The sequence below is a fragment of the Mycobacterium basiliense genome (assembly GCF_900292015.1).
Lineage (GTDB): Bacteria > Actinomycetota > Actinomycetes > Mycobacteriales > Mycobacteriaceae > Mycobacterium > Mycobacterium basiliense.
Window position 1 is genome coordinate 1,039,074 of the sequence record NZ_LR130759.1, and the last position, 23,952, is coordinate 1,063,025.

General features: G+C 65.9%; 21 protein-coding genes. 14 read left to right on the forward strand and 7 right to left on the reverse strand.

From position 1 onward, the window contains the following. Positions 1-70: 70 nt before the first annotated feature. Genes MB901379_RS04625 through truA form a run of 3 tightly spaced genes read left to right on the forward strand, consistent with a single transcriptional unit; the run spans position 71 to position 2,573 of the window. Positions 71-1,114, forward strand: a complete 1,044-nt coding sequence (locus MB901379_RS04625) for a DNA-directed RNA polymerase subunit alpha (protein WP_158015566.1) — start codon at positions 71-73, stop codon at positions 1,112-1,114. Between the two features lie 30 nt (positions 1,115-1,144). Then, on the forward strand, positions 1,145-1,732 hold the full coding sequence (gene rplQ, locus MB901379_RS04630; RefSeq protein ID WP_158015567.1) for a 50S ribosomal protein L17: 588 nt from the start codon (positions 1,145-1,147) through the stop codon (positions 1,730-1,732). Then, a complete protein-coding gene (truA, locus tag MB901379_RS04635; RefSeq protein WP_158018940.1) occupies positions 1,728-2,573 on the forward strand; it encodes a tRNA pseudouridine(38-40) synthase TruA in 846 nt (281 codons plus the stop codon). The genes rplQ and truA overlap by 5 nt, the downstream gene beginning before the upstream one ends. Here the strand turns inward: truA and MB901379_RS04640 are convergent. After that, on the reverse strand, positions 2,545-3,666 hold the full coding sequence (locus tag MB901379_RS04640; protein ID WP_232021986.1) for an EamA family transporter: 1,122 nt from the start codon (positions 3,664-3,666) through the stop codon (positions 2,545-2,547). The two genes, truA and MB901379_RS04640, sit on opposite strands and share 29 nt — an antisense overlap. A 73-nt stretch (positions 3,667-3,739) precedes the next feature. Here MB901379_RS04640 and MB901379_RS04645 point away from each other — a divergent pair, with 73 nt between their 5' ends. Then, positions 3,740-4,294, forward strand: a complete 555-nt coding sequence (locus MB901379_RS04645) for a CGNR zinc finger domain-containing protein (protein ID WP_158015569.1) — start codon at positions 3,740-3,742, stop codon at positions 4,292-4,294. Between the two features lie 82 nt (positions 4,295-4,376). Here MB901379_RS04645 and MB901379_RS04650 read toward each other — a convergent pair whose 3' ends face one another. From MB901379_RS04650 to MB901379_RS04665, 4 genes are all read right to left on the reverse strand, one after another. Beyond that, positions 4,377-5,843, reverse strand: a complete 1,467-nt coding sequence (locus MB901379_RS04650; protein WP_158015570.1) for an amino acid permease — start codon at positions 5,841-5,843, stop codon at positions 4,377-4,379. Positions 5,844-6,025: 182 nt separating this feature from the next. Beyond that, entirely contained in the window at positions 6,026-7,702 is a 1,677-nt protein-coding gene (locus MB901379_RS04655; protein ID WP_158015571.1) for a purine-cytosine permease family protein, read from the reverse strand. A 284-nt stretch (positions 7,703-7,986) separates the two neighbouring features. Beyond that, positions 7,987-8,598 (reverse strand): cutinase family protein, encoded by a 612-nt coding sequence (locus MB901379_RS04660; protein WP_232021987.1) that lies wholly within the window; start codon positions 8,596-8,598, stop codon positions 7,987-7,989. Positions 8,599-8,731: 133 nt separating this feature from the next. Further along, on the reverse strand, positions 8,732-9,544 hold the full coding sequence (locus MB901379_RS04665; protein ID WP_158015573.1) for a cutinase family protein: 813 nt from the start codon (positions 9,542-9,544) through the stop codon (positions 8,732-8,734). Between the two features lie 92 nt (positions 9,545-9,636). On the opposite strand from MB901379_RS04665, the gene eccB reads away from it, so the two are divergent. Further along, complete coding sequence (gene eccB, locus MB901379_RS04670; RefSeq protein ID WP_158015574.1) at positions 9,637-11,052, forward strand: type VII secretion protein EccB; 1,416 nt, start codon at positions 9,637-9,639, stop codon at positions 11,050-11,052. Here eccB and mycP read toward each other — a convergent pair. Both mycP and eccD read right to left on the reverse strand, forming a co-directional pair. Continuing rightward, the gene (gene mycP, locus MB901379_RS04675) at positions 11,005-12,390 is read right to left on the reverse strand and encodes a type VII secretion-associated serine protease mycosin (RefSeq protein ID WP_158015575.1); all 1,386 of its coding nucleotides are present in this window, start codon (positions 12,388-12,390) and stop codon (positions 11,005-11,007) included. The genes eccB and mycP overlap by 48 nt on opposite strands. Next, positions 12,387-13,763 (reverse strand): type VII secretion integral membrane protein EccD, encoded by a 1,377-nt coding sequence (eccD, locus tag MB901379_RS04680; protein WP_158015576.1) that lies wholly within the window; start codon positions 13,761-13,763, stop codon positions 12,387-12,389. The genes mycP and eccD overlap by 4 nt, the downstream gene beginning before the upstream one ends. Before the next feature lie 117 nt (positions 13,764-13,880). Between eccD and eccCa the strand changes: the two genes are divergently transcribed. The 9 genes from eccCa to MB901379_RS04725 all read left to right on the forward strand — a co-directional run bounded on the left by eccCa (position 13,881) and on the right by MB901379_RS04725 (position 23,951). Then, entirely contained in the window at positions 13,881-17,567 is a 3,687-nt protein-coding gene (gene eccCa / locus MB901379_RS04685) for a type VII secretion protein EccCa (RefSeq protein WP_158015577.1), read from the forward strand. Continuing rightward, on the forward strand, positions 17,564-18,796 hold the full coding sequence (locus tag MB901379_RS04690; protein WP_158015578.1) for a type VII secretion-associated protein: 1,233 nt from the start codon (positions 17,564-17,566) through the stop codon (positions 18,794-18,796). Before eccCa ends, MB901379_RS04690 begins: the two co-directional genes overlap by 4 nt. A gap of 82 nt (positions 18,797-18,878) precedes the next feature. Further along, positions 18,879-19,205: a WXG100 family type VII secretion target gene (locus tag MB901379_RS04695; protein WP_158015579.1), complete on the forward strand. Its 327-nt coding sequence runs from the start codon at positions 18,879-18,881 to the stop codon at positions 19,203-19,205. A 16-nt stretch (positions 19,206-19,221) separates the two neighbouring features. After that, positions 19,222-19,518 (forward strand): WXG100 family type VII secretion target, encoded by a 297-nt coding sequence (locus MB901379_RS04700; RefSeq protein ID WP_232021988.1) that lies wholly within the window; start codon positions 19,222-19,224, stop codon positions 19,516-19,518. Positions 19,519-19,770: 252 nt separating this feature from the next. Next, positions 19,771-20,214: a 50S ribosomal protein L13 gene (rplM, locus tag MB901379_RS04705; protein WP_158015580.1), complete on the forward strand. Its 444-nt coding sequence runs from the start codon at positions 19,771-19,773 to the stop codon at positions 20,212-20,214. After that, the gene (gene rpsI, locus MB901379_RS04710; RefSeq protein ID WP_158015581.1) at positions 20,211-20,681 is read left to right on the forward strand and encodes a 30S ribosomal protein S9; all 471 of its coding nucleotides are present in this window, start codon (positions 20,211-20,213) and stop codon (positions 20,679-20,681) included. Before rplM ends, rpsI begins: the two co-directional genes overlap by 4 nt. A gap of 150 nt (positions 20,682-20,831) precedes the next feature. After that, the gene (gene glmM / locus MB901379_RS04715) at positions 20,832-22,169 is read left to right on the forward strand and encodes a phosphoglucosamine mutase (protein ID WP_158015582.1); all 1,338 of its coding nucleotides are present in this window, start codon (positions 20,832-20,834) and stop codon (positions 22,167-22,169) included. A 49-nt stretch (positions 22,170-22,218) separates the two neighbouring features. Then, positions 22,219-22,566, forward strand: coding sequence for a type VII secretion target (locus MB901379_RS04720; RefSeq protein ID WP_158015583.1), 348 nt, complete (start codon positions 22,219-22,221; stop codon positions 22,564-22,566). Positions 22,567-22,568: 2 nt separating this feature from the next. Further along, entirely contained in the window at positions 22,569-23,951 is a 1,383-nt protein-coding gene (locus MB901379_RS04725) for a hypothetical protein (RefSeq protein ID WP_158015584.1), read from the forward strand. The last annotated feature ends 1 nt before the right edge of the window (position 23,952 follow it).

A 23,952-nucleotide genomic window follows, 5' to 3' on the forward strand; every position in this document is an offset into this window, starting at 1 on the left:
CGGCGGCCGCCGCAGCGGAGCACCTAACGGCATCAAATAGCGGGTGCCGAGAAGGAGAAGAAGAAACACCATGCTGATCTCACAGCGCCCCACACTGTCCGAGGACGTCCTCACCGACAGCAGGTCGCAGTTCGTGATCGAACCGCTGGAGCCGGGATTCGGCTACACGCTGGGTAATTCGCTGCGCCGCACGTTGCTGTCCTCGATCCCCGGGGCGGCAGTCACCAGCATCCGCATCGACGGTGTATTGCACGAGTTCACTACGGTGCCCGGAGTCAAGGAAGACGTCACGGACATCATCTTGAACCTCAAGAGCCTGGTGGTGTCCTCCGAGGAGGACGAGCCGGTGACGATGTACCTGCGCAAGCAGGGGCCCGGTGAGGTCACCGCTGGCGATATCGTGCCGCCCGCCGGTGTCACCGTGCACAACCCTGGCATGCGCATCGCGACGCTCAATGACAAGGGCAAGCTCGAGGTCGAGCTCGTGGTCGAGCGTGGCCGCGGCTATGTTCCGGCGGTGCAGAATCGGGCTTCGGGCGCCGAAATCGGCCGTATCCCAGTCGATTCGATCTACTCGCCGGTGCTCAAGGTCACCTACAAGGTGGATGCCACCCGTGTCGAGCAGCGCACCGACTTCGACAAGTTGATCCTCGACGTGGAAACCAAAAATTCGATCACTCCTCGTGACGCGTTGGCGTCGGCGGGCAAGACGCTGGTCGAATTGTTCGGGCTGGCACGTGAACTCAACGTCGAGGCCGAAGGCATCGAGATCGGGCCGTCGCCGGCCGAGGCCGACCACATTGCCTCGTTCGCATTGCCGATCGACGATCTGGATCTGACCGTGCGGTCCTACAACTGCCTCAAGCGCGAGGGCGTGCACACCGTGGGCGAACTGGTGAGCCGCACCGAGTCCGATCTGCTTGATATCCGCAACTTTGGTCAGAAGTCGATCGACGAGGTGAAGGTCAAGCTGCACCAGTTGGGCCTGTCGCTCAAGGACAGCCCGCCGAGCTTCGACCCGTCGGAGGTGGCCGGCTATGACGTCGCCACGGGCACCTGGTCCACCGAGGGTGCTTACGACGAGCAGGACTACGCCGAAACCGAACAGCTCTAAAAGCTTCCGATCTAGACAGGAGCGTCTGCAATGCCCAAGCCCACCAAGGGCCCTCGCCTCGGCGGGTCGTCTTCGCATCAGAAGGCGCTGTTGGCCAACCTGGCCACGTCCCTGTTCGAGCACGGCCGGATCAAGACCACCGAGCCGAAGGCCCGGGCATTGCGACCGTATGCGGAGAAACTGATCACGCACGCCAAGAAGGGCACGCTGCACAACCGGCGTGAGGTGCTCAAGAAGATCCGTGACAAGGACGTGGTACACACCCTGTTCGCCGAGATCGGGCCGTTCTTTGCCGACCGTGAGGGCGGCTACACGCGCATCATCAAGGTTGAGGCGCGCAAGGGCGACAACGCTCCGATGGCCGTGATCGAGCTGGTGCGGGAGAAGACCGTGACCTCGGAGGCTGATCGGGCGCGGCGAGTGAAAGCCTCCAAGGCCGCTGCGGCCACGCCGGAGGTTACCGTCGAGCCGCAGGAGGCCGAGTCCACCGAGGCGGAGTCCACCGAGGCCGAGCCTACCGAGGCGGAGTCCACCGAGGCCGAGCCTACCGAGGTGGAGTCCACCGAGGCCGAGGCCGAGGCCACCGACGCGAGCACCGAAGAGGCCCCGGAGAATTAGCGGGGCAGTTCGTCTGCGGCTCGATATCGCCTACGACGGAACCGATTTCGCAGGCTGGGCAACCCAGTCGGGACAGCGGACGGTCGCCGGCGTACTAGATGAGGCGTTGACGACCGTGTTCCGGGTGCCGGTGCGGCTGCGTGCCGCCGGACGCACCGACGCTGGGGTGCATGCCACCGGTCAGGTGGCCCACGCGGACATACCTGTCGACGCGGTGCCGAACGCCTATTCGCGTTCCGCCCGCCCCGGTGATCCGGAATTCCTGCCCCTGGTGCGTCGGCTGGGCCGCTACCTGCCCGCTGACGTCCGGGTGCTCGGCATCGCTCGGGCACCAAACGATTTTGATGCCCGATTCTCTGCATTGCGTCGGCACTATAGCTATCGGCTATCGACTGCGCCCTACGGTGTGGAGCCGCAGCAGGCCCGCTACGTCACCGCGTGGCCTCGGGACCTGGACGTTGATGCGATGGCCTTGGCGTCTCGAGACCTGTTGGGTCTGCACAATTTTGCCGCATTCTGCCGTCGCCGTGACGGGGCGACCACCATCCGCGACCTGCAGCGGCTGGATTGGATCCGCGACGGGGAACTGATCACGGCGCATGTCACCGCAGACGCGTTCTGCTGGTCGATGGTGCGCTCGGTGGTTGGCGCACTGCTGGCGGTCGGGGAGCACCGTCGCGAACCCGGTTGGTGCGCCACGCTATTGGAGTCGACGAGCCGGTCGAGCGACTTCGCAGCGGCGCCGCCACAGGGGTTGACGCTCGTTGGCGTCGACTATCCATCTGACGACGAACTCGAGGCCCGTACCAAGGTCACCCGTGGTCTACGGGTGCTGGATTAGGCAAGCCGCGAGGAAGTCGACCGCCGGATTCGCCATGCCCGCGTCGATCTGGGTCAACCACGTCGGTTGCCGTTTCGGTCAGGGGCCTTGCCGGCTGGCCCATCGGCACGCCTTCGGGCAGCGTAACGTCGGCCGCCTCCTCGCTTCGGTCACCCTGGCGTGCCACCGCCAGGCCCGCCAGCACGATGGCTCCGCCGATGGCCTGAGCCGGCGTCATCGCCTCGCCCACAAGCGCCCACGCGGCCAGGACAGCGAACAACACCTCGGACAGCCCGACCAGTGACGCGAACCGGGGGCGCAGCCGGGCGATACCCATGATGCCGAGCGTGTACGCAATCGCAGTGGCGACCACGCCGAGCGCGACCACTGGCACCACCCACGACGTCGTCGACCCCGCTAGCACGGTGTCACTGGTGGTGAAGGTCAGCGGCACGATGCCCCCGACACCCAGCAGGGTGACCGCGGCGGCCCCGACTGCCAGACCGGCTGCGGCCAGTGTGACGGGGTGGATGCCCTCGTCATCGGCGGAACTATTGCTGACGTTCGCCGACATCACGAAGTAGCACGCGGCACACACTGCGGCCGCCAGCCCCCAGCCGACGCCAACCAGGTTGAAATGGACGTCACTGAACACGTTGAGCACAAGCATGATTCCGACCACCGCCAAGCCGACGCCCGCCAGTGTCATGTGGGTCGGCCGGCGCCGAGTGGTTGTCCAAACCCAAACGACGACGAGAACCGGTGAGGTGTACTCCAGCAGCAGGGCAACGCCGACGGACAGGTGCGCGACCGCGTTGTAATAGGAGAGCTGCGCTCCGGCGATCGGGACCACCCCGTACAGCGCGACGGTTCTCGCGTGGCCGACTGATTCGCGAATCCAACCGGGCCGCACGATCGTCGCGAAGGCGGCCATTGCCAACGCGCCGCCGGCGAGACGGGCGACGACGGCTGCAGTCGGGCTCCAGCCAGCCCCCATCAGTGCCTTGGCGAACGGTCCCGACGAGCCGAAGGCCAACGCCGAGCCGACGGCGAACAGCAGGCCAAGCCGGAAATGGTCGACGGACGCGTGTTCGTCGAGTTGATTCGTGGTCACGGTGCACCTTGATGTGTAATGAGTAAAATCAACTTTGGTCATGACGCTATCGGGAGAGGGGGTCACGAGTCAAATGCCTTTCAGTCATGACACCGATCTCACGCTGCGCGCGGCGTGTGTGCTGGTCAACAGCGACCGAGTGGATGGCGAGCAGCTTGCCGACCTGCCCGCGCTCGACGCATACCTGGCCGGGTTCGGCTGGACCGGTAGGCGAGATCACGACGACGCCGAACTCCTTTCGGTGCATCGCCTGCGGAAGCGGCTCGCCGAGATCTGGTCGGTCGCCGATGACGAGGAGCAAGCGGTGGGTCAGGTGAACGCTCTGCTGAGCGACACCCATGCCGCGCCGTGGTTGACCCGCCATCCGGAAATGCCGGAGTGGCACCTCCACCTAGCGTCCGTGCACGATCCGCTCTGGCAGCGGATGGGCGCCGAGATGGCCATGGCACTAGCCGACCTAATCCGCATCGGCGAGCTGCGTCGCCTCAAGGTCTGCGCCGCGTCGGATTGCGACGCGGTGTTGGTGGATCTCTCGCGCAATCGCTCAGGGAAATTCTGTGACACCGGCAATTGCGGAAACCGTCAACACGTCGCGGCCTATCGGGAACGCCGCGCCAAAGAGCATTGAGCGGTTTCCGAGACGCGGCGCCCGGTGAGGGCGTTTGCGGCGAACTGATCACCCAGTCACCGGGACCTGCGTTGCCGCGTGACTAGACTTCTTCTGGGAGCGGATCTAGCGGCTGCGTGCCGTTCATTTCGGCCTGGAACCGGTGGTACTGCTCGACATGGCCGGGGCGGCTCCGGACGATCAGCCAACCCGCCCCGAGGAGCACGAACCACAGGGGGAACCACGCCAGGGCGATCGCGGTTTCGGTCTCGGTGGTAAGGGTCCAGATCACAAAGGCGAAGAAGCCGAAGATGGCCCAGCACATCACCACGCCACCGGGCATCTTGTACCGCGACTGGGCGTGACGCTGTGGGTGTCGGCGGCGGTAGACCAGGTAGCTCACAATGATCATCGTCCAGACGAACATGAACAGCAGCGACGAGATCGTCGTGATGAGGGTGAAGGCACCGATCACCGAACCGCCCGCGTACAGCAGGGGGATGGAGGTGAGCAGCAGCACCGCGGTGAGCAGCAGTGCGGGCGCCGGCACCCCGCTGCGGTTCAGTCGTCCGAAGAGCGCCGGCGCGTTGCCCTCGTCGGCCAGACCATAAAGCATGCGACCGGTGGAGAACACGCCAGAGTTCGCCGAAGAGGCGGCCGAGGTGATCACGACGAAGTTGACGACGGACGCCGCCGCGGCCAGCCCGGCCAGGGAAAACATCGTCACGAACGGGGACTCACCGCTGGCGAACCGGCGCCAGGGAACCACGGCGAGGATGGCCAGCAGGGCACCGATGTAGAAGATGGCCACCCGCAGGGGAACCGCATTGATCGCGCGAGGCAAGCTACTGCTCGGGTCGGCCGCCTCAGCCGCGGTAGCACCGACCAGTTCCACCCCTATGTAGGCGAAAAACGCGATCTGGAACCCGCTCACCAAACCCATGAACCCGGTGGCAAAGAACCCGCCGTCGTTCCAGAGATTCTGGACCGCTGCGTGATCACCATGGGGAGAGGTGAAGTGAGTGGCCACCAAAATCGCCCCAACGACTATCAGGCCAACGATCGCGGCGACCTTGATCAGGGCGAACCAGAATTCGGTTTCGCCGAAGTTGCTGACACCAAAGAGGTTGATCGTCAGCATGAGTGCGACAGTCAGTAGGGCCGGTAGCCAAAGTGGCACATCAGACCACCAGAATTTCGCGTAGCCGGTAATCGCCACCAGGTCTGCCAGCGCAGCGACAATCCACGCAAACCAGTACGACCACCCCATGAAATATCCCGCCGCCGGACCCAGCAGGTCGGCGGCGCAATCGACGAAAGACTTGTAGTTCATGTTCGACAGCAGCAACTCGCCCATCGCGCGCAGCACGAAGAATACGAAGAAGCCGATGATCGCGTAGACGACCACCACCGCCGGGCCGGCGTGGGCGATCGTCCGACCGGAACCCATAAAAAGGCCGGTGCCGATCGCGCCGCCGATCGCGATCAACTGAATATGTCGGTTGGAAAGACCTCGATGCAGATGCGGGGCGGTGTCAGCGGCGTCTTGCGTGGCCACATCGTTGAGCATATTTCGATTTCCTCATCGGATCGGGGCAAAGGCGTGCGTCTGCTTGCCGGGGTCGACGCTCGCAACGTCGAGGGGGGTCGAGCTAGTTCGAGATTGGGAGACGGGCCGCGACTGTGGGCCGGAGTTCGTAACGACGAGAGCGAATCTGGATATGAATGGTTGTCGTTGGATTCATTGTCGACTTATGCGTCGCTTCGGTGGGGTGTTGGATGTGCGCTTAGGAGGTGATCGGCCCGCTTGTCGGTGGACAGGCACAACGAGCACACGTGTGCGCCGTGCGTTTCGCAGGCCGCCATGTCGGGCCGTTCGAAGTTGTGCCGGCAAACATGGCACTTCAACTGGTCAGCCGCGGGGTTGCCGTGCTCGTCGAACATGGGCAGGTCGATGCCGTCGTGCGTGCGCCGAAGGTAATACTTGCCGCTGGTGGCGATTGCCAAGATTGGCGGCATCACCAGCGCGATGAGGATCGCCACCAACGGTGAATAGGGTCGTAGCGTATCGCCCAGGCCGCCGAAGAAGGCGATGATCGACAGCCCCGCCGCCAGCAGCATTGACCCGAAGCCGACCGGGTTGATGGCATACAGCATGCCGCGGCGGAATTCGGGTTTCTTCGGCGACAATCCGAGTAGGTACTTGTTGAACACGATGTCGGACGCCACCGTCACCACCCACGCCATGCCACAGTTGGCGTAGAAGCCCAGGATCGTGTTGAGGAAGTCGAACATGTTGGCTTCCATCAGGACCAACGCGATGGCCAGGTTTACTCCGAGAAACACGACGCGGCCGGGGTAGTGCTTGGTGACGCGGGTGAACGAATTGGTCCACGCCAGGGAGCCTGAATATGCATTCGTCACATTGATTTTAATCTGGCTGAGTACCACCAAAATCACCGCGAGGGTCAATGCCAGCCACGGCGGCATGAAGTTTCGGTAGATCTGCGTGAATTGGTGAACCGGCAGGTTTGCGATCGTGAGGGAACCGGCGACGTTGGAAATCAGATAGACGGCCAAGAACAATCCGATGATCTGTTTGATGGCGCCAAAGACTACCCAACCCGGCCCGGCCAGCAGCATCCATGCCCACCAGCGCCGCGAATTTTCTGGGGTGCGCGGGGGCATGAAACGTAGGTAATCGATCTGTTCGGCAATCTGCGCGATCAACGCCAGGCACACGCCGGCCGCCAACAACACCGAGCCGAGACTCACACCGCCGCGGCCGTCTTTGCCGGCATAGGCGAAAAACTGTCCGATCGAGTCGGGGTGGCTGATCACGAGGTAGCCGAACGGGGCCACCATCAGGATCAGCCACAGCGGGGTGGTCCAAAGTTGCAGCTGCGACAAAACTTTCATGCCGTACGTCACCAGCGGAAAAACCAACAGCGTGGACAGTGCGTAGCCCAGCCACAGTGGGATGTGCAGGCCCAGGTTGAGACCCTGCGCCATGATCGAGCCCTCAAGCGCGAAAAAGATGAACGTGAAGGTGGCGAAGATAACGTTGGTCACCACCGACCCGTAGTAGCCAAAACCGCTACCGCGAGTGATCAGGTCCAAGTCGATGTTGTAGCGGGCGGCGTAGTAAGCCAGTGGCAGTCCGGTCAGGAAGATTACCGCGGCGAAGATCCCTATTCCCCACAGCGCGTTGGCGGTACCCCAGGTGATGCCGACATTGGCGCCGATGGCGAAGTCTGCCAGATAGGCGATCCCGCCGAGAGCCGAGATTCCCACCACTGCGGGAGACCACCTTCGGTAACTGCGTGGCGCGAAGCGCAGCGTGTAGTCTTCCAGTGTCTCCCTGGTGGCCGCTGTCTGCTCCAAAGCGGTTGGGACCGAGCGCATTGAGTCGACATCGGTACCCAGCATCGAACCTCCTGAGTGCGCTCACCGGCTAACAGCAACCAGAATTTCCACGGCGTGCCGTGCACTTACCTTGATGGAAAGCGTGCCTTCGTCGAAAACGTGCCCTCGTGGAAAACATGAAAGTGGCTTAACGTCAACCCGTTCGCGCAACGACGTTAAGATCCAGCGAGATCCTAACCCGGTACTGGGCCGCGTGCCACTTGAAGCCGCCGACTACAGGGATATGGCAGAAGTTGCCCAGCAGCCTCACAACATGGGTCGTGGGGGCTGCCTTGAGGACCGTGCGGCTAGATCCGGCCCGCAACGAAACTGGCCGCTTCGTTGGTCATTGCCGGCACGTAGCCGGTGTGTGCCTTCCACTGGTTGCCGTCCGAGCAGATCGGGTCGCCCGGGTTGCACAGGTTGAGGATCTTGCCGCCGAAGTGTGGACTCAAAGCGGTCATCAACCCGCCCGCCCGGCCGGATGGGTTGCCGAAAAGGGTGACCGCGGCGACATGCGCTGCGGCTTCGGCCGGCAGTGGCTGGGTGAAGCCCAGGCCCGGCAACGGCGCGGCCGTAACGATGTCGATCACCGCCGCGCCCTGGGAGTATCCGCCGAGCACAATTTTGCTGTCGGGACAGTCGTTCGCGATTTGCTGGATCTGATCGCTGGCGTCGTTGGCGCCGTCTGCGGCGGCCAGGAAGTCCTTGTTGGCCGGATAATTCACCCCATACGCGCCGACGCTCCTCCCGGTCTGCTGGCGTATCGAAGCGACCAGCGCGTTACCCACCCGGCCCAGCCCTGGCGGCTCGCCGGTTCCTCGGGCGAACACCACCTCGACGTCCGGGCAGGACGCCGCCGCGTCGGGCACTGCGGGGGAGGCGAGCAACAACGCGGCCGCCGTGGTTGCGGCGGCCATCAGGAGCGCGCAGCGCTGGGCGAGTTTTTTCCGCAGTCTTCGCCGGTGATCCGAACGCGTTCGCGCCCGTGCGTCAAAGGGGATTAGCCGCATGACGCGATTTTACGGGCTTGTTGACAGTGGTTCAGTAAACCTAGGCGACGGCGGCCGTTTCCCGCACCAGCGTTCCGGGCATCCCGGGTGCTCCGGGTGCCTGGCTGGCCGGACCTGGCGCCTGCGGGGCCGGGCCGGGCGCCTGCGGGACGGGGCCGGGTAGCTGAAGCACTGGTGACATCGAGGAGGCCAACAGCCTGGCCGCGACAAAGCTCGCCGCCTGGGTGGTGTAGGTAGGCACGTAACCCTCGGTGTGTCCGCTCCACTCGTTACCGGGGCCCGCGTGACAGATCGGGTCGCTGGGATTGCACAGGTCGATGGCCTTGGCACCCAACAACGCGCTTTGCGTGGTCAGCGATCCACCGGAGCGGTTCGCCACGTTGCCGAAAACGGCAACCGCCGCGATGTTGTCGGCGTATTGAGGCGGCAGGGGGCTTCCGAAGCTGATGCCGGCCAACGGCACCCCGGCCACAATGTCGATCACGTCGGCACCCTGGGAATAGCCGCCCAGGACCAGCTTGGTGTTGGGGCACGACGAGGCCATGGACTTGACGTGGGAAATGACGTCGTTGGCTCCGTCGCCGGTGTGCAGTTGCAGCCGGCTGGCGGCATAATTCACCGCGTACACGCCAATGTTCTTCCCGGTCTGCTGGCGCAACGAGTCGACGAAGGCCTCGCCGACACGGCCGATGCCGGGTGGCTCGCTGGTTCCGCGCGCAAACGTGACCTCAGCGTCGGGGCAATCCGTCGCCGACGCGGACGGAATGGCATTTCCCACCACGCCCGGCGCAATGACCAGGCCAGTCGCGGTGACCAGAGCGCCGGCCAGTAGGGCCAAGGGGTGCTTGTTCACGCCCGAATTTTACCCACTACCGGCGGCGGTAAAACCTGCCAGCCTGTGCATGAATTGTGATGAATGTCCTGTTCACCGCCTAGCGTGTGGGGATGAATTCGGGGGATCTGGGGCTGCAGGTCAGCGCTCATCGCTTTGTCGTGCGGCGCCTGGAGGCCGCGTTGCTGCACCGTGATCCGCACCGGGGCGGCGGATTGTTGTGGGCGCCCAGGATGGCGTTGATGTTCGGCTGTGTGCTGACGACGATTGCGGTGGCGGGGTGCGCAATCGTTGCTGTGCTGCGGCCGCAGCCGCAGCTGAGCAACACCCAGATAGCGATGGCCCGCGAATCCGGAGCGCTCTATGTGCGCGTCGGCGATACCTGGCACCCCGTGCTCAACCTGGCCTCGGCGCGGCTGATCACGGCCACCAACGCCAGTCCTCGCCCGGTGCGCCAGGCAGATCTGCGGCACGCAAAACGTGGTCCTTTACTGGGGATTCCCGGGGCGCCACAACTTGTCGGCCAGTCGCTCGCCGTGGATGAGTCGAAGTGGACCATCTGCGATTCCGACCACGCAGCGTCCACCATCGTGGTAGTGGGACCTACCGCAGAGTCATCCGTTCGGCGTCTGGCGGCCGAGCAGTCGGTGCTGGTCGCGGCGGGACCCGGCGCGCCGACGTATCTGCTGGTTGGGGGGCACCGGGCGGTGGCGGATCTGACCGATCCCGCGGTGGTACGGGCGCTGAGGCTGGAGGGCGCGACACCACGCCGCGTTTCGAAGTCTTTGCTCGATGCGCTCCCGGAGGCACCGTCGCTGACGGTTCCACGGATCAAACATGCGGGCCGGCGGGGTGTGGCCGGGCTGGCTCGATTTACCGTCGGCAATGTGCTCAGAATCACACGTAGCGAAGGTGACGAGTTCTACGTGGTGCTCGAGGCCGGATTACAGCGGATCGGTCGGGTCACCGCTGATCTGCTGCGCTTCAGCGACTCGCACGGATCCCCCGACGTCATCACGGTGGCACCCGATGTGATCCGCGCCGCTCCCATCGTGACCACCCTGCCCGGCCCCGCGCTTCCCGACGCTGCGCCAACACCGTTGGATGACCACGATGCCACCCTGTGCGTGGGCTGGAACACAGGGAGATCCGGCCACCCCGATACCGCATTGCTGGCCGGCGACGGCCTGCCGGTGCCCGATGGGCAGGCAGCGGTGACGATGGCACAGGCAGACGGCCCCGGGCCCGCGCTGGACGGGATCTACCTGCCGCACGGGCGCAACGCGTACGTGATTTCGCACAGCCTTTCCGGGGACGGTGCCCGGGCGGGCTGGCGCTACCTCGTTACCGAAACCGGTGTGCGGTTCCCGATTCACGACGACGACGCGGCCCACGACCTCGGGCTGGCCGATGCGGTCCCGGCTCCGTGGCCGATGTTGGCGACGCTGCCGTCTGGACCCGAGCTGAGTAGGACTACGGCGTCAGTGGCCCACGACGCCGTCTGGGCCGGGCCGGCCCCGGCGCCGTGACCGGCGCGCGCTGCCCCGCGCAGCCCACGAGCCTGCCGCCGCCACCAAGACAACCAAGCAGACGACCGATCCGTGCACCGCGGCGTCGCGGGCGCGGCGATCGGCGGATGGGGACCTGGCCGGTGCCGTGATGGGCACCGGTCCGGTTTCCCGGCCGGTGGTGGCGGTGACTGTCGGTGGCGCCGACTCGGTGCTGATGGCGGCCAGGGCATCGACGATTCCGTTGCCCACGATCGGGTTCCACCCACCGGGTGGATGGTGGGCCGTCGACTTGATGCGCGCCATCACCTGCCGTGCGGTCAAGGCCGGAAACCGGGCCCGAATCAGGCCGGCCAGTCCGCTGACGACGGGTGCGGCATAGCCGGTGCCGGCGAGTGGCGTTGCACCGTGGTGACTGTCGAGGCTGTTCGCGATTCCGTCGCCGATCGGGTTCAGCGAGGTCACGTTCTCGCCGGTGGCGGCGACGTCGACCCAGGGGCCGGCAACGGTGAAGGCCGAGGGCGCGCCGTCGGCGTCCACCGAACCGACGGTCAACACGTAGTCGTCGTACCACGCCGGACTTACCGCCAGCTCAGCGGTGTCCGAGGATGCGTCCAGACGCTGCGGTGCACACTGCTCGGTACTCCCGGCCGCGGACACAATCACCGCATTCTTGACATCGACCGCATAGGCCAGGGCCGCGCCCAAGGCGCGGTCGTCGAGTGCGGCGCTGGCCGGAACGCACGCGACCGGCGAGATGTTGATCACCGACGCGCCCAGGTCGGCCGCCGTTCGTACCGCCTGCGCCATGGTGGCAACGTCGCCGACCCCGCCGCTGGAGCGTTCGTCGACGGGTGCGAACTTCACGCTGGACTGGCGGATGCTGATCACGGTGGCCTCAGGCGCCACCCCGCTGAACTTGTCCTGATCGGAATCTTCTGCAGCAGCGATGATTCCGGCGACGATCGTCCCGTGTGCATCGCAATCCTGGGTACCGTCCCCGGTGAAGACGTAGTCACCGCCCGCCACCAGACGTGGGAGTCGGCGGTGCCGTGAGACACCGGTGTCGATGACGGCAATCCGTTGGCCCGCGCCGCGGGTGAGCCGCCAGATCCGGGGCAGATCAAGGTCTGCCAGCTGGGCGGGGAGGTCGGCCCGCCGAGCCTCGGCGGTGGCGACCGCGCATATCTCTCGCTGCACGGTGGGTCTCGGCGGGGCGGGCGGTGCCGCTGCGGGCAAACGGGTTTCGTCGACCGGCGGCGGCGTGACGCCATGCGCGCAGGGTATCCCGCAGACCGCAAGCGTGCCGACGGTAGCCGAGATCAGCAGCCGGCCGACGTGCGAAACGCCGATCCTCATAGCAGGTCGAGGTTCCCAACGGCGCGGAACACACCACATGTCCAGCAGGCCAGCGGAGTCATGGCAACCAGGGCCGCCAATTCCAGCGCATCGATACCCCGCCGCGCAAGGGGCGAAATCGGCACGGCGGGAGCGACGAATGCCAGGTACATTGCCGCGGCAACCGATGTGGCAACCAGCGTCGCGATCCACGGCTCGGGCACCTGCAGGCGAACCGAAGCGGCGGCGAATGTGGCTGCGATGGTGACGCTTCCACTGACTACATACACCAGCTTTCCTCTTCCGTCGGCGGTAGAACGTGCGCTCAACAGCAGAACAGCACCAGCGACGACGGCAACAGCGATGCCGCGACGGCTGGTCAGGGTGGCCAACAGGGCGCCGATCGTGGCTGATGACGAGAACGCGGCTTGCATACCGGTAAGCCAGTCGCGGGAGCGGATCGCCTTGGCGGCCAACGAATCCGTCGTCGGCGCCGCATCGACTTCATCCGAGTCCAGCGCCGGCAGCCTGGGCGACAAGCCCGCCAACACGATCGCGATCCGGGTGGACAGCTGCAGCAGACCCAACGACGCCAGTGCCGCCGACGAGCCAACGACATAGGCTGGCGCCGAGCCGATCACGCCGGCCAGGGTGGCGATGGCGACAACCAAGGCACAGCATGCCACAGCGGTGAATGGCACAACGCCGCAGCCGGATACGCGGATCGCCAGCACCGCGGTGGCGGCCGTCGCCATCGCGGCAAGCAGAAGATTCGGGAGGCCGGCCGCGCCGGGCAGCACGAGCAGGCCGGCGAGCGCGGCGAAGGTTATGGCGATGGCACTCAATGTGAGTGCGGCCATCGGATCGCGATATATGCGTTGTGCAACGGCAGCAAGCAGCAGAGCGACACCGCCCGCCGCCGCGACGCACACCGTGCCGTCGGAGTGGGGGGCCTCGTCGTGGACTGTGGTGGTAAACACGACCAGTGCTCCGGCGGCGGCGAGGCCGCACGCGACCAACGCTCCGGTGAGTCGCGGGTGGCAACGGTGTTGTGGCGGCATCGGTTCATTCAGTGCCTCCGACACCGCCTCCGCTTCGTCGTGGCGCAGGTAGCGGGGTGCGGTGTCGGGAGCGCAGCGGCTTAGCGCCAAGACTGCGCCGTCCCGGATATCGCTGTCGGACAGTGTCGTTGACGCTGGCAGGGCGCCCACAGCCGGGCAGGACAACTGGTATCGCTGCGCCGTCGGCCCCGGACTGACATCGCCTGCATTGCCCAGGATGTCGACGATAGCCGGGATCAGGCTGCTGACCGGCACCGCTGCGGGTAGAGATAGGTCGACGACAGTGGTGCCGGCATGAACGGTGACGCGACGCAATCCCGGATCGGCGAACAATTGGGTGGCCCCCTCACACTCGGATGAACGGCACGCTAGCGGGATTTCACCGGCGTCGCATTCGGCTGTGCACAGCCGACTTGCGGCCGGTCGCACCGCTACCTACCGTCCTGCACTGTGTTCGCCGACGTCGTGGTTGCGGCTCCGCCGGAGCTGCCGAGACCCGGCGCGCCGGGCCGGCTGGCGCGGGTGCTTCCGCTCGTCATGTCGATGGCCACGCTGAGCGCCGTGGCGGTGGCCTTCCTCACGGGGACGCCCGGCGCGCGCAACCCGACATTGATCGCGTTTCCGGTGATGATGCTGGTTTCGCTCGCGGTAACGGCCGCAACCGGACGCGGTCGACGCGGCGCAGCCGGGCTCGAGCGGGACCGGATGGACTATCTGAGGTACCTCAGCGGCCTGCATAGGTCGGTGTCCGAAACCGCGGCGGCCCAGCGCCTGTCGTTGACTCGGGCGCACCCGGAGCCCGATACGCTGTGGACGCTGATCGGGGGACCGGGGATGTGGCAGTGCCGTCCGGCCGGGAGCGATTCCTGCCGCATCCGTGTCGGCATTGGAGCGGTCCCGCTGGCAAGCCGGCTGGTGGCCCCGCAGCTCCCGCCGCCCGCACGATCGGATCCGGTCACCGTTATCGCGGTGCGTCGCTTTCTCGGGGCGTATTCAATGCTCACCGATGCGCCCATCGCAATCCCGTTGCGCGCGAGTCAGACCATCAGGATTGACGGCGAGGAAAGCCGGATCCGTGCACTGTTGCGCGCGATGGTTTGCCAACTGGCGGTGCGGTACGCTCCCGACGACCTACTGGTTGTCGGCGTGATCGGTGATCGCAACAGAGGTCACTGGGATTGGCTGAAATGGCTTCCACACAACCAACATCCGGGTGCTCGTGATGCGTTGGGACCGGCGCGGATGGTGTACCGCACGATGGCACAGGCGTGCGAGGCGTTAAGCGGTGTGGTGTCGCCCAGCGCGGTGATCGTCGACGCCGACGAAGCCGCCGGCACGACGATACCCGGTGCGATCGTGCTGGAGGTGGGTGCCGGCCGCGACGGTGCGCCCTTGGTGGTCGGTCACCTGGGCGACGCGCAGATCCTTACCCGACCTGACCAATTGGCGCATGCCGACGCTTTGGTATGCGCCCGCCGGCTGGCCGGGTACCGGGTCGGAGACGACTCCGGGCGCCGTGCTGGAGGCTCGGACTGGCTGGGCATGCTCGGCACGGCCGACATCGGCGTCTTCGACCCGGCTAGCCTGTGGTGCGGCCAGCGCCGCCGAGACCGGCTCTGCGCACCGATTGGCATCACCCTGGATGGCAAAGCCGTGGAACTGGATATCAAGGAATCGGCCGAGCACGGGATGGGACCGCATGGTCTCTGCATCGGGGCCACCGGGTCAGGCAAATCGGAACTATTGCGCACTGTCGCGCTGGGCATGATGGCTCGGAACTCACCTGAAGTGCTCAATCTGCTTCTGATCGACTTCAAAGGTGGTGCCACATTTTTGGACTTCGCGGGGGCGCCGCACGTGGCCGCGGTCATCACCAACCTGGCCGAAGAAGCACCGCTGGTCGCCCGGATGCGCGAGGCGCTCACCGGCGAGATAAACCGTCGCCAACAGGTATTGCGGGCGGCCGGAAACCTCGTCAGCGCCGCGGCTTATGAGGATGAGCGTCGCCGCGGCGCCGCATTGACGCCGCTTGCGTCGCTCTTCATCGTCGTCGACGAGTTCTCCGAGCTACTCAGTCAACACCCCGATTTCGCCGATGTGTTCGTCGCGATTGGCCGGCTGGGCCGATCGCTGGGGATGCACCTATTGCTGGCCAGTCAACGGCTCGATGAGAGCAGGCTGCGAGGACTGGAAGCCCACCTGTCCTACCGCCTGTGCCTGAAGACTTTGTCCGCCAATGAGTCACGGACCGTGTTGGGGACGCTGGACGCCTACGAGCTGCCGAACGAGCCCGGCGTGGGTTTTCTCCGGCAGGCAACCGGAGAGCTGGTCCGATTTCAGAGCTCGATGGTGTCCGGACCGCTCCGGACGGCCAATGTCTGCGGCGATGCTTCCCCCGAGGTGCGCTTGTTCAGCTCCGAAGCGATGGGGCCGGTCACCGCTATCGGCGCGGATGCGAATCCTGCGCCGAGCCTGCTGCGGAGCGTCCTGGCCAGGCTGTGTGAAACCGGTCCGCCCGCACATCAGGTCTGGCTGCCGCCGCTGGGGGCGGCACCGTCGTTAGCCGCCCTGCTAAGCGACGTCGCACCGGCACCGTCCGGGCTGCTGGTGCCGATCGGGGTCGTTGATCGACCCTATGAGCAACGCCGAACCCCGCTGCTGGTCGATCTATCCGCGGCCGCAGGAAATGTTGCGGTTGTGGGTGCGCCACAGTCGGGGAAGTCAACCGCGTTGTGCTCCTTGATCGCTGCGCTGGCGGCCACGCACGATCCCGATGAGGTGCAGTTCTATTGTCTGGACTTCGGCGGCGGAGTGTTGACGACGGTACGTGACGTGGCGCACGTGGGTGCGGTCGCTGGACGGTCCGAGCCGGACTTGATCAGACGCATGATCGCCGAACTTGCCTATGCGCTGCGATCGCGCGCGTCGGCGTTTCGCGATCACGGCATCAACTCGATCGCCGAATACCGTCAGCGACCAAACGCGGTGGACGGCAGCCGGTTTGCTGACGTATTTCTGGTTATCGACGGTTGGGCCGCGCTGCGCCAGGAATTCGAAGGACTTGAGGAGTCGATCACTGCCCTTGCAAGTCAAGGGCTTTCGTTCGGCATGCACGTCATGGTGTCCGCTTCGCGATGGGCCGAGATCCGGCCGTCGCTCAAGGATCAAATCGGGACCCGCATCGAGTTGCGGTTGGGCGACCCCGCGGAGTCGGAACTGGACCGCAGGCAGGCGCGGCAGGTACCTCCCGATCGGCCCGGCCGCGGTCTGTCTCGCGACGGTATGCATATGATGATTGCCCTGCCCAGTCTGGACACGGCGGCCTTGGCCCGTCGCCACGGTGAGTCGGCGGCCCCACCGATACCGCTCCTGCCCGAGCGGGTGGACTACCAAAGCGTGGTGGACCGCGCGGATGGTGAACTGCGTTCACACATCCTTATCGGGCTCAATGAGGCCCGATTGTTGCCGGCCACACTTGACCTGCAGCGCCATCCCCACCTGCTGGTACTCGGCGACAACGAGTGCGGCAAGTCCGCTCTGCTGCGCACCCTGTGCCGCGAAATCGTCCGCACTTGTAGCGCGGCACAGGCCCAACTCTTCCTCGTCGACTTTCGGCGCGCCCTGCTCGGTGTGGTCGAATCGGGACATCTTGGCGGCTACGCCAACTCGGCGCGAGCATTGGGCGCGGTGTTGCCGGGTCTAATTGAGCAGCTGCGATCGCGGATGCCGCCCCCGGACGTGACCCAGACGCAGTTGCGCACCAAGTCCTGGCGGCGAGGGCCGGATATCCCGGATGTGCCCGACATATACGTGATGGTCGACGACTACGATCTGGTCTGCACGTCGGCCGGTAACCCGCTGCTGGTCTTGCTCGAATACCTCCCGCACGCAACCGATCTCGGGCTACACTTGATCGTGGCGCGGCGCAGTGCGGGTGCCGCGCGCGCCATGTTCGAACCGCTACTCGGCGGCTTGTGTGATTTTGGCTGCATGGCATTGGTGATGAGCGGGCGTCGTGACGACGGGCCAGTGTTCGGAACCGTTCGTCCCGGACCGTTGCCGCCGGGCCGTGGGGTGCTGGTCACCCGCGCCGGAGACGAGCAGACAGTTCAGGTTGCGTGGACTCCGCCTCCGTGAATGCACACCGTGCCGTGATCGAGGCGGGGCCGGGCGCTATCCGCCTATTATGTTGTGACACAGGTGGTGTCGTCGACTCCGAAGTGTGTGCGGCCGCGCTGGAAGCCGTCGACGACGAGGTGGTTCTGGTGGATGAGCGGCCGGTGGCGGTCGGTTCGCTGTGGTCGGCATCGTTGCGCTCGCTTGCGAGTGGTCATCGAGACGGTATGACCATCGTGCATCCCACGTGGTGGTCGCCGTCGCGTATCGCGGTGGTCAATCGGGCCGCCCGGGCGGTGACCCGGGATGCCGGCGATGTCGAGGTGCGCCCGCGATCTTGGCTACTGCGCCGGGCCGCGACGCCGGCGGCGGTGGTTGTGGAGATTGCGGATCGGTTGCTTGCGGTCGTGTACCTGGGAGTCGGCGAGCGCGCAGGCGAGCATATTGTCGCCGTGCCGCGCCGTTCGGAACCCCAGGTTGCCGAGGCGGTCGTGGGTGTCGTCGCGGGGATGATGGGCAACTCGGCGGGGGCGCTGGTCGTCGATGCGCCGAGCGCGGTGGCCGAAGCCTCCGCGCTCTCCGGCCTGGTGCGGGGCAGTTGTGGCGACCGAAACGTTGTCGAAGTCAGCGACGGCCGACTGGCGCAGCTGGCGCGACTGGGAAGGGGAGTGTCGCTGCCGTCGGCGCCAGCGCCAACCGAGACGGTGCGGCCTGGCCGTCGCGTCGGACGGCTGGCGCGACTCGCCGTGGTGATCGTCGCCGTCACCACCGTGGCTGTCGTGGCACCCGATCGACACGGTCCGCCGGCCGCCCGGCCGCCTTCGGCGGCGGTTCTCGTGGAGGGGCGGGTGGCGTTGACGGTTCCTGCGGGCTGGACCACGCGGCGGGTGGTCGGGGGGCCCGGTTCCGCGCGGGTACAAATTACCTCGCCGACTGACCCCGAGATGGCATTGCACCTCACTCAGTCGCCGGTGCCGGGCGGAACGCTTGCCGGCACCGCGGAGCGTCTGAAACGCGCCATCGATGCCGAGCCGGGCGGCGATTTCGTCGACTTCAATCCTTCGGGCGTCAGCGCCGGCCGACCCGCCGTCACCTATCGAGAGGTACGCGCCGGACATGACGTGTGGTGGACGGTGCTCCTCGACGGCGGTGTTCAGATCAGCGTCGGCTGCCAAAGCAGGCCGGCCGCTCAGGAAGCCATGCGTGACGTCTGTGAATGTGCGGTGCGTTCGGCGCACGCGATCGCCTGAACGCGAGGAATCGGCTGGAACCGAATCGTGCCGAACACGGTCCTATTTGTTGTCAGCAGTCTGGATCCGTAGGGGGAAACAGGTGAGCACACCGTCCGGCGCGAACATGCTCAATACCGACCTTGGCCTGATGCGCACTGTCGCGGCCACTACCGACAGCCGCAATGAGGAGATCCGGGCGATGCTGCAGGCATTCGTCGGCCGGATGAGCGGCGTGCCGGCGTCGACGTGGGGAGGAATGGCGGCCACACGATTCAAGGAGGTGATCGATCGCTGGAACGCCGAGTCGACACGGCTCTATCACGTCCTGCACACAATCGCCGAAACCATTAGGAACAACGAGGCGGTGCTGCGGGAGGCCGCGCACAGTCATGCCCACCATGTGGCCGCCGCCGGCAGCGACTTGTGATTGGAGGAGAGCGGCGGTGGAACCGATCTTGTCGTACAACTTTGATGCCATCGAACACTCGGTTCGGCAGGAGATCCACGGCACGTCGATGCGGCTGAATGCCGCGCTCGAGGAGCTGAAGTCTCACATCGCGCCGTTGCTGCAGCTGTGGACTCGAGAAGCGGCGGACGCATACCACGCGGAGCAGCTCAGATGGCACCAGGCTGCCACCGCGCTCAACGAGATCCTGGTCGAGCTGGGAAATGCCGTCCGCGACGGTGCCGACGAAGTGGCCAATGCCGACCGCCGGGCCGCCGGCAGCTGGGGGTTCTAGCCCCACCGAAACGGAGGCGCGGCCGTAGCTGCGCCAACCAGGCTCTGTGTGGTCCCAGCGGAGGAGAGCCGCTGGGACCACACAGTCATTTTGACCTGCGGGGATACCCGTCGGTAAGCTGCTCGGTTGGCGTGCGGGAAGCCAGGGGCCTCGGGTCAATGTCGGTCGCCGAGACCAGCCCCAACCGTGAACGCCTGACCGGCACCCGGGCCTGGACCCGGGATCCACCCGAGAGAAGAGAAGGTAAGCGCCGTGCCTACATACGCGCCCAAGGCGGGTGACACCACGAGGTCGTGGTACGTCATCGACGCCACGGACGTGGTGCTTGGCCGCCTTGCCGTCGCAGCGGCCAACCTGCTGCGCGGCAAGCACAAGCCGACGTTCGCGCCCAATGTCGATGGCGGTGATTTCGTCATCGTCGTCAACGCCGACAAGGTCGCCATCAGCAGCGAGAAGCTGCGTAACAAGATGGCCTACAGCCACTCGGGGTATCCCGGAGGCCTGCGCAAACGCACCATCGGTGAGTTGATGGAAAAGCATCCCGACCGCGTGGTGGAGAAGGCGATCATCGGCATGCTTCCCAAGAACAAGCTCAGCCGTCAGATCCAGAGCAAGCTACGCGTCTATGCCGGTCCGGAGCATCCGCACACCGCTCAGCAACCGGTTCCGTACGAGATCAAGCAGGTGGCGCAATGACCGAAACCACCCCAGTCACCACGGTTGTGGAAACCGCGGTAGAGATTGCTGAGGCAGCCCCCGCGGAAGCGTTTGTGTTCGACCGGCCGATCCAGACCGTCGGGCGCCGCAAGGAGGCGGTGGTCAGGGTGCGGCTGGTACCCGGCAGCGGCAAGTTCGACCTCAACGGCCGCAGCCTGGAGGAGTACTTCCCGAACAAGGTGCACCAGCAGCTCATCAAGGCCCCGCTGGTCACTGTCGATCGGACGGAGAGCTACGACATCTTCGCCCTATTGCACGGCGGTGGCCCGTCGGGCCAGGCCGGAGCGTTGCGCCTGGGTATCGCGCGCGCATTGATCCTGGCCAATCCGGAGGACCGGCCGGCGCTGAAGAAGGCCGGGTTCCTCACCCGTGACCCGCGTGCCACCGAACGCAAGAAGTACGGCCTGAAGAAGGCCCGCAAGGCGCCTCAGTACAGCAAGCGCTGATCAACGATCACTTTCTGGCCGCGACCGTGCATCTTCCTGGGAATTTGTCGCGTGGATATCGGCGTGTCGGCGCGTAAACGCGCACGGTTGCGGTCAGAAAGAGAAATGCACGTAATGTGAAAGACCGTCAACTGTGAGAGGTTTGTCCGCATGGGTCGACTATTCGGCACCGACGGTGTCCGCGGGGTCGCCAATCGCGAGTTGACCGCCGAGTTGGCCCTGGCACTGGGCGCGGCCGCGGCGCGCCATCTGGTGAATTCGGGTGTCCCCGGCCGGCGGGTCGCGGTGATCGGCCGCGATCCGCGCGCCAGCGGAGAAATGCTGGAGGCGGCCGTGATCGCCGGCTTGACCAGCGAAGGTGTCGACGCGTTGCGGGTGGGGGTGCTGCCAACCCCCGCCGTGGCGTATCTGACCGGCGCTTACGATGCCGATTTCGGGGTGATGATCTCGGCCTCGCACAACCCGATGCCCGACAACGGCATCAAGATCTTCGGTCCCGGCGGCCACAAACTCGATGACGAAACCGAGGATCAGATCGAGAACTTGGTCGCGGCGGGTCCGGGGTTGCGTCCGGCCGGGGCGGCGATCGGCCGTGTCGTCGACGCCGAGGACGCGGCGGAACGCTATCTGTGCCAGCTGAGCAAGGCCTGCACCAACCGGCTGGACGGTCTGACCGTCGTTGTCGATTGCGCGCACGGGGCGGCTTGGGAGGTGGGGCCCCGCGCGTACCGGGCGGCTGGCGCTCATGTCATCGCGATCAACGCCGACCCGAACGGACTGAATATCAATGACGGCTGCGGATCGACGCACCTGGATTCGCTGCGCGCGGCGGTCATCGCCCATGGCGCGGACTTGGGCTTGGCGCACGACGGCGATGCCGACCGCTGCCTGGCCATTGATGCCAACGGCAAGATCGTCGACGGCGACGCCATCATGGTGGTGCTCGCACTTGCCATGCAGGAAGCCGGCGAGCTGGCCGCCAACACCTTGGTGACCACGGTGATGAGCAATCTCGGTCTGCATCTGGCAATGCGGGCGGCCGGTGTCACCGTGCGCACGACCGGCGTGGGTGACCGCTACGTGCTCGAAGAGTTGCGCACCGGTCAATACAGCCTCGGGGGAGAACAGTCCGGCCATATCGTGATGCCGGGGCTGGGCTGGACCGGCGACGGCATCGTCACCGGATTGCGCTTGATGACACGCATGGTGCAGACCGGCCTGTCCCTGTCCACCCTGGCATCGGCGATGCAAACGCTGCCGCAGGTGCTCATCAATGTCGAAGTTGCCGACAAGGCCACCGCGGCGGCCGCACCATCAGTGCGGAGCGCAGTTGACCAGGCCGTCGCCGAGTTGGGTGACACGGGACGAATCCTGTTGCGTCCCTCGGGAACTGAGCCGATGATTCGGGTAATGGTGGAAGCTGCTGACCAAGATATTGCGCAGCGGCTGGCCACTAACGTTGCCGATGCGGTAAGCGCCGCCCGCTGACAGCGGCTTTGGGCGGAACCCTTAGACCGTACCCGGCGTCGAAAAGGGTATGCCAATCGATGAGGGAAATTGCTTTGCGCCTCCGGCGTTCAATACCGCGATAGCCGGCAGCGGTGTCGACGTGGCAGCGCTGCGTGTGATCGCCGATCGCACCAGCTCCGCAGCCGAAATCCTAGACAATGCGGCAGCAAACCACCTGGCGCACTTGACTTTCGGTGGTGTTCGCGCCGGCCGGGCCTACGAACAGCAAGGTGACGCGCTGAGCGCCGGGTTAGAGCGGATAGCCGTCCAGCTATCGGGATGGTCCCGGGCGGCCACCGAAATCGCCGACGCACTGCGCCGTATCGCCAACCGGTACGTTGATGCCGATCATTACGCCGCGACCCGGATCGCGTGATTGTGGCCGACCGGTTAGACGTCGCCCAACGCCTCGCGGAAGGCCGCCCCGCTGTCGAACATACGCAGAGTTACGTGTGGGCCTGCCAGCAAATTGGCTACCAACATCCCGAACTGACCGCCCGTCCTACTCAGATACACGACTGGTACGCCAGCGAGGACGGACTCGACCTAGCCGCACTCGACGGTGACTGCGCCCGGCTGCGCGCGGCGGAAGCGGCGGCTACCGAAGCGCTGCGGAGGCAACGTGTCCAGGTTGTGGAATTGGCCGCGGCGTGGCACGGGCCGGGGGCCGACGCCGCGGTCGGCTACCTACAGCGGCATTGTGCGGCCGCAAGCACCCTGGTCGCCGAAATCCGTGCCGCCGCCCAGCGCTGTGAATCGCTGCGGGACACCCTGTGGCAGTTGGTCGACGCCAAGGTTGCGACGGCCTTGGCCATCGACGATCGTACGCTCGCGCAGCGCCCTACGTGGTTGGCCGCCGCCGGTACGGTCATGGGCGGAGTGGGTGATCGGTCTTCGGCCGAGGAAGTGCTTCGCCACCAGGTAAAGCCCTATGTGGACAACGATATTCGCAATGATTGGGCGACGGCTATGAGGTCGACCGTGGCCGGCGTGCGAGCTGCATATGACGCGGTGATCGAGCGGTTTTGCTCCGCGGCGTACGCGCACTTTGAGCTCCCCGACGATCGTGGCCCCGGTTGGAACGCGGTGGGCTCCGAGTCGCCGATCGTTTCGGAACCACCGGCCGCCCTCGCTACCGCTGCAGGTCCGCCGAGGGTCCTCCCGCCGAGTCAAGCGCCGCTCCGGTCCGCGGTGGCCCCGGCAAGCTCGACCTACGCACCCCCGGCGCCGACGCCGCCAGAGGCTGGAGTCGTGGGGGGCGATGGCTTCGCCAACCCGTCAGCGTCGGGCAGTTCGGCCGGCCGGGGCGGGCTCGGTGGGTTGGGCGAACTGGCTGACCGAATCGTGGCGGCGATGGGGGGCCTGGTGGGGACGGCGGTTGGCGAGCTCGGTGGGCTGTTGCGCTCCGATGATCCCGCCGTCGATGTCGCCGATGTCGCCGATGTCGCCGATGCCGCCGATGCCGCCGCCGTAGACGACGAGCACCACGGGGAGCATGACAAGGCCGAAAAATTGGTCGCCGAGAAAGAAGCCGAGAAAGTAGAAGCCGTCCGCGAGGCAGGCCGCGTCGCGGAAGAGCGGCCCGACGGGCCGGCCGGTCCTGTTGCGCGGCCGGCCGCCCCGCCGGTGGCCGACCCGCCGCCGGTGGTTGCACCGCCGCCGCACGGCGATGTCCTGGCGAACGGGCCGGACCACACACCCGCCGCGGAGCCGACGCCGTGTGAGATCGCCGCCGATGAGCTACCGAAGGCCGGGCAGTGAT

Bases quoted from the DNA above. Each gene is read 5' to 3' on its own strand.
- MB901379_RS04625 (WP_158015566.1), top strand. From the start codon at position 71: ATGCTGATCTCACAGCGCCCCACACTGTCCGAGGACGTCCTCACCGAC.
- rplQ (WP_158015567.1), top strand. From the start codon at position 1,145: ATGCCCAAGCCCACCAAGGGCCCTCGCCTCGGCGGGTCGTCTTCGCAT.
- MB901379_RS04645 (WP_158015569.1), top strand. From the start codon at position 3,740: ATGCCTTTCAGTCATGACACCGATCTCACGCTGCGCGCGGCGTGTGTG.
- MB901379_RS04650 (WP_158015570.1), bottom strand. From the start codon at position 5,843: ATGCTCAACGATGTGGCCACGCAAGACGCCGCTGACACCGCCCCGCAT.
- MB901379_RS04655 (WP_158015571.1), bottom strand. From the start codon at position 7,702: ATGCTGGGTACCGATGTCGACTCAATGCGCTCGGTCCCAACCGCTTTG.
- MB901379_RS04660 (WP_232021987.1), bottom strand. From the start codon at position 8,598: ATGGCCGCCGCAACCACGGCGGCCGCGTTGTTGCTCGCCTCCCCCGCA.
- eccB (WP_158015574.1), top strand. From the start codon at position 9,637: ATGAATTCGGGGGATCTGGGGCTGCAGGTCAGCGCTCATCGCTTTGTC.
- mycP (WP_158015575.1), bottom strand. From the start codon at position 12,390: ATGAGGATCGGCGTTTCGCACGTCGGCCGGCTGCTGATCTCGGCTACC.
- rpsI (WP_158015581.1), top strand. From the start codon at position 20,211: ATGACCGAAACCACCCCAGTCACCACGGTTGTGGAAACCGCGGTAGAG.
- glmM (WP_158015582.1), top strand. From the start codon at position 20,832: ATGGGTCGACTATTCGGCACCGACGGTGTCCGCGGGGTCGCCAATCGC.
- MB901379_RS04720 (WP_158015583.1), top strand. From the start codon at position 22,219: ATGCCAATCGATGAGGGAAATTGCTTTGCGCCTCCGGCGTTCAATACC.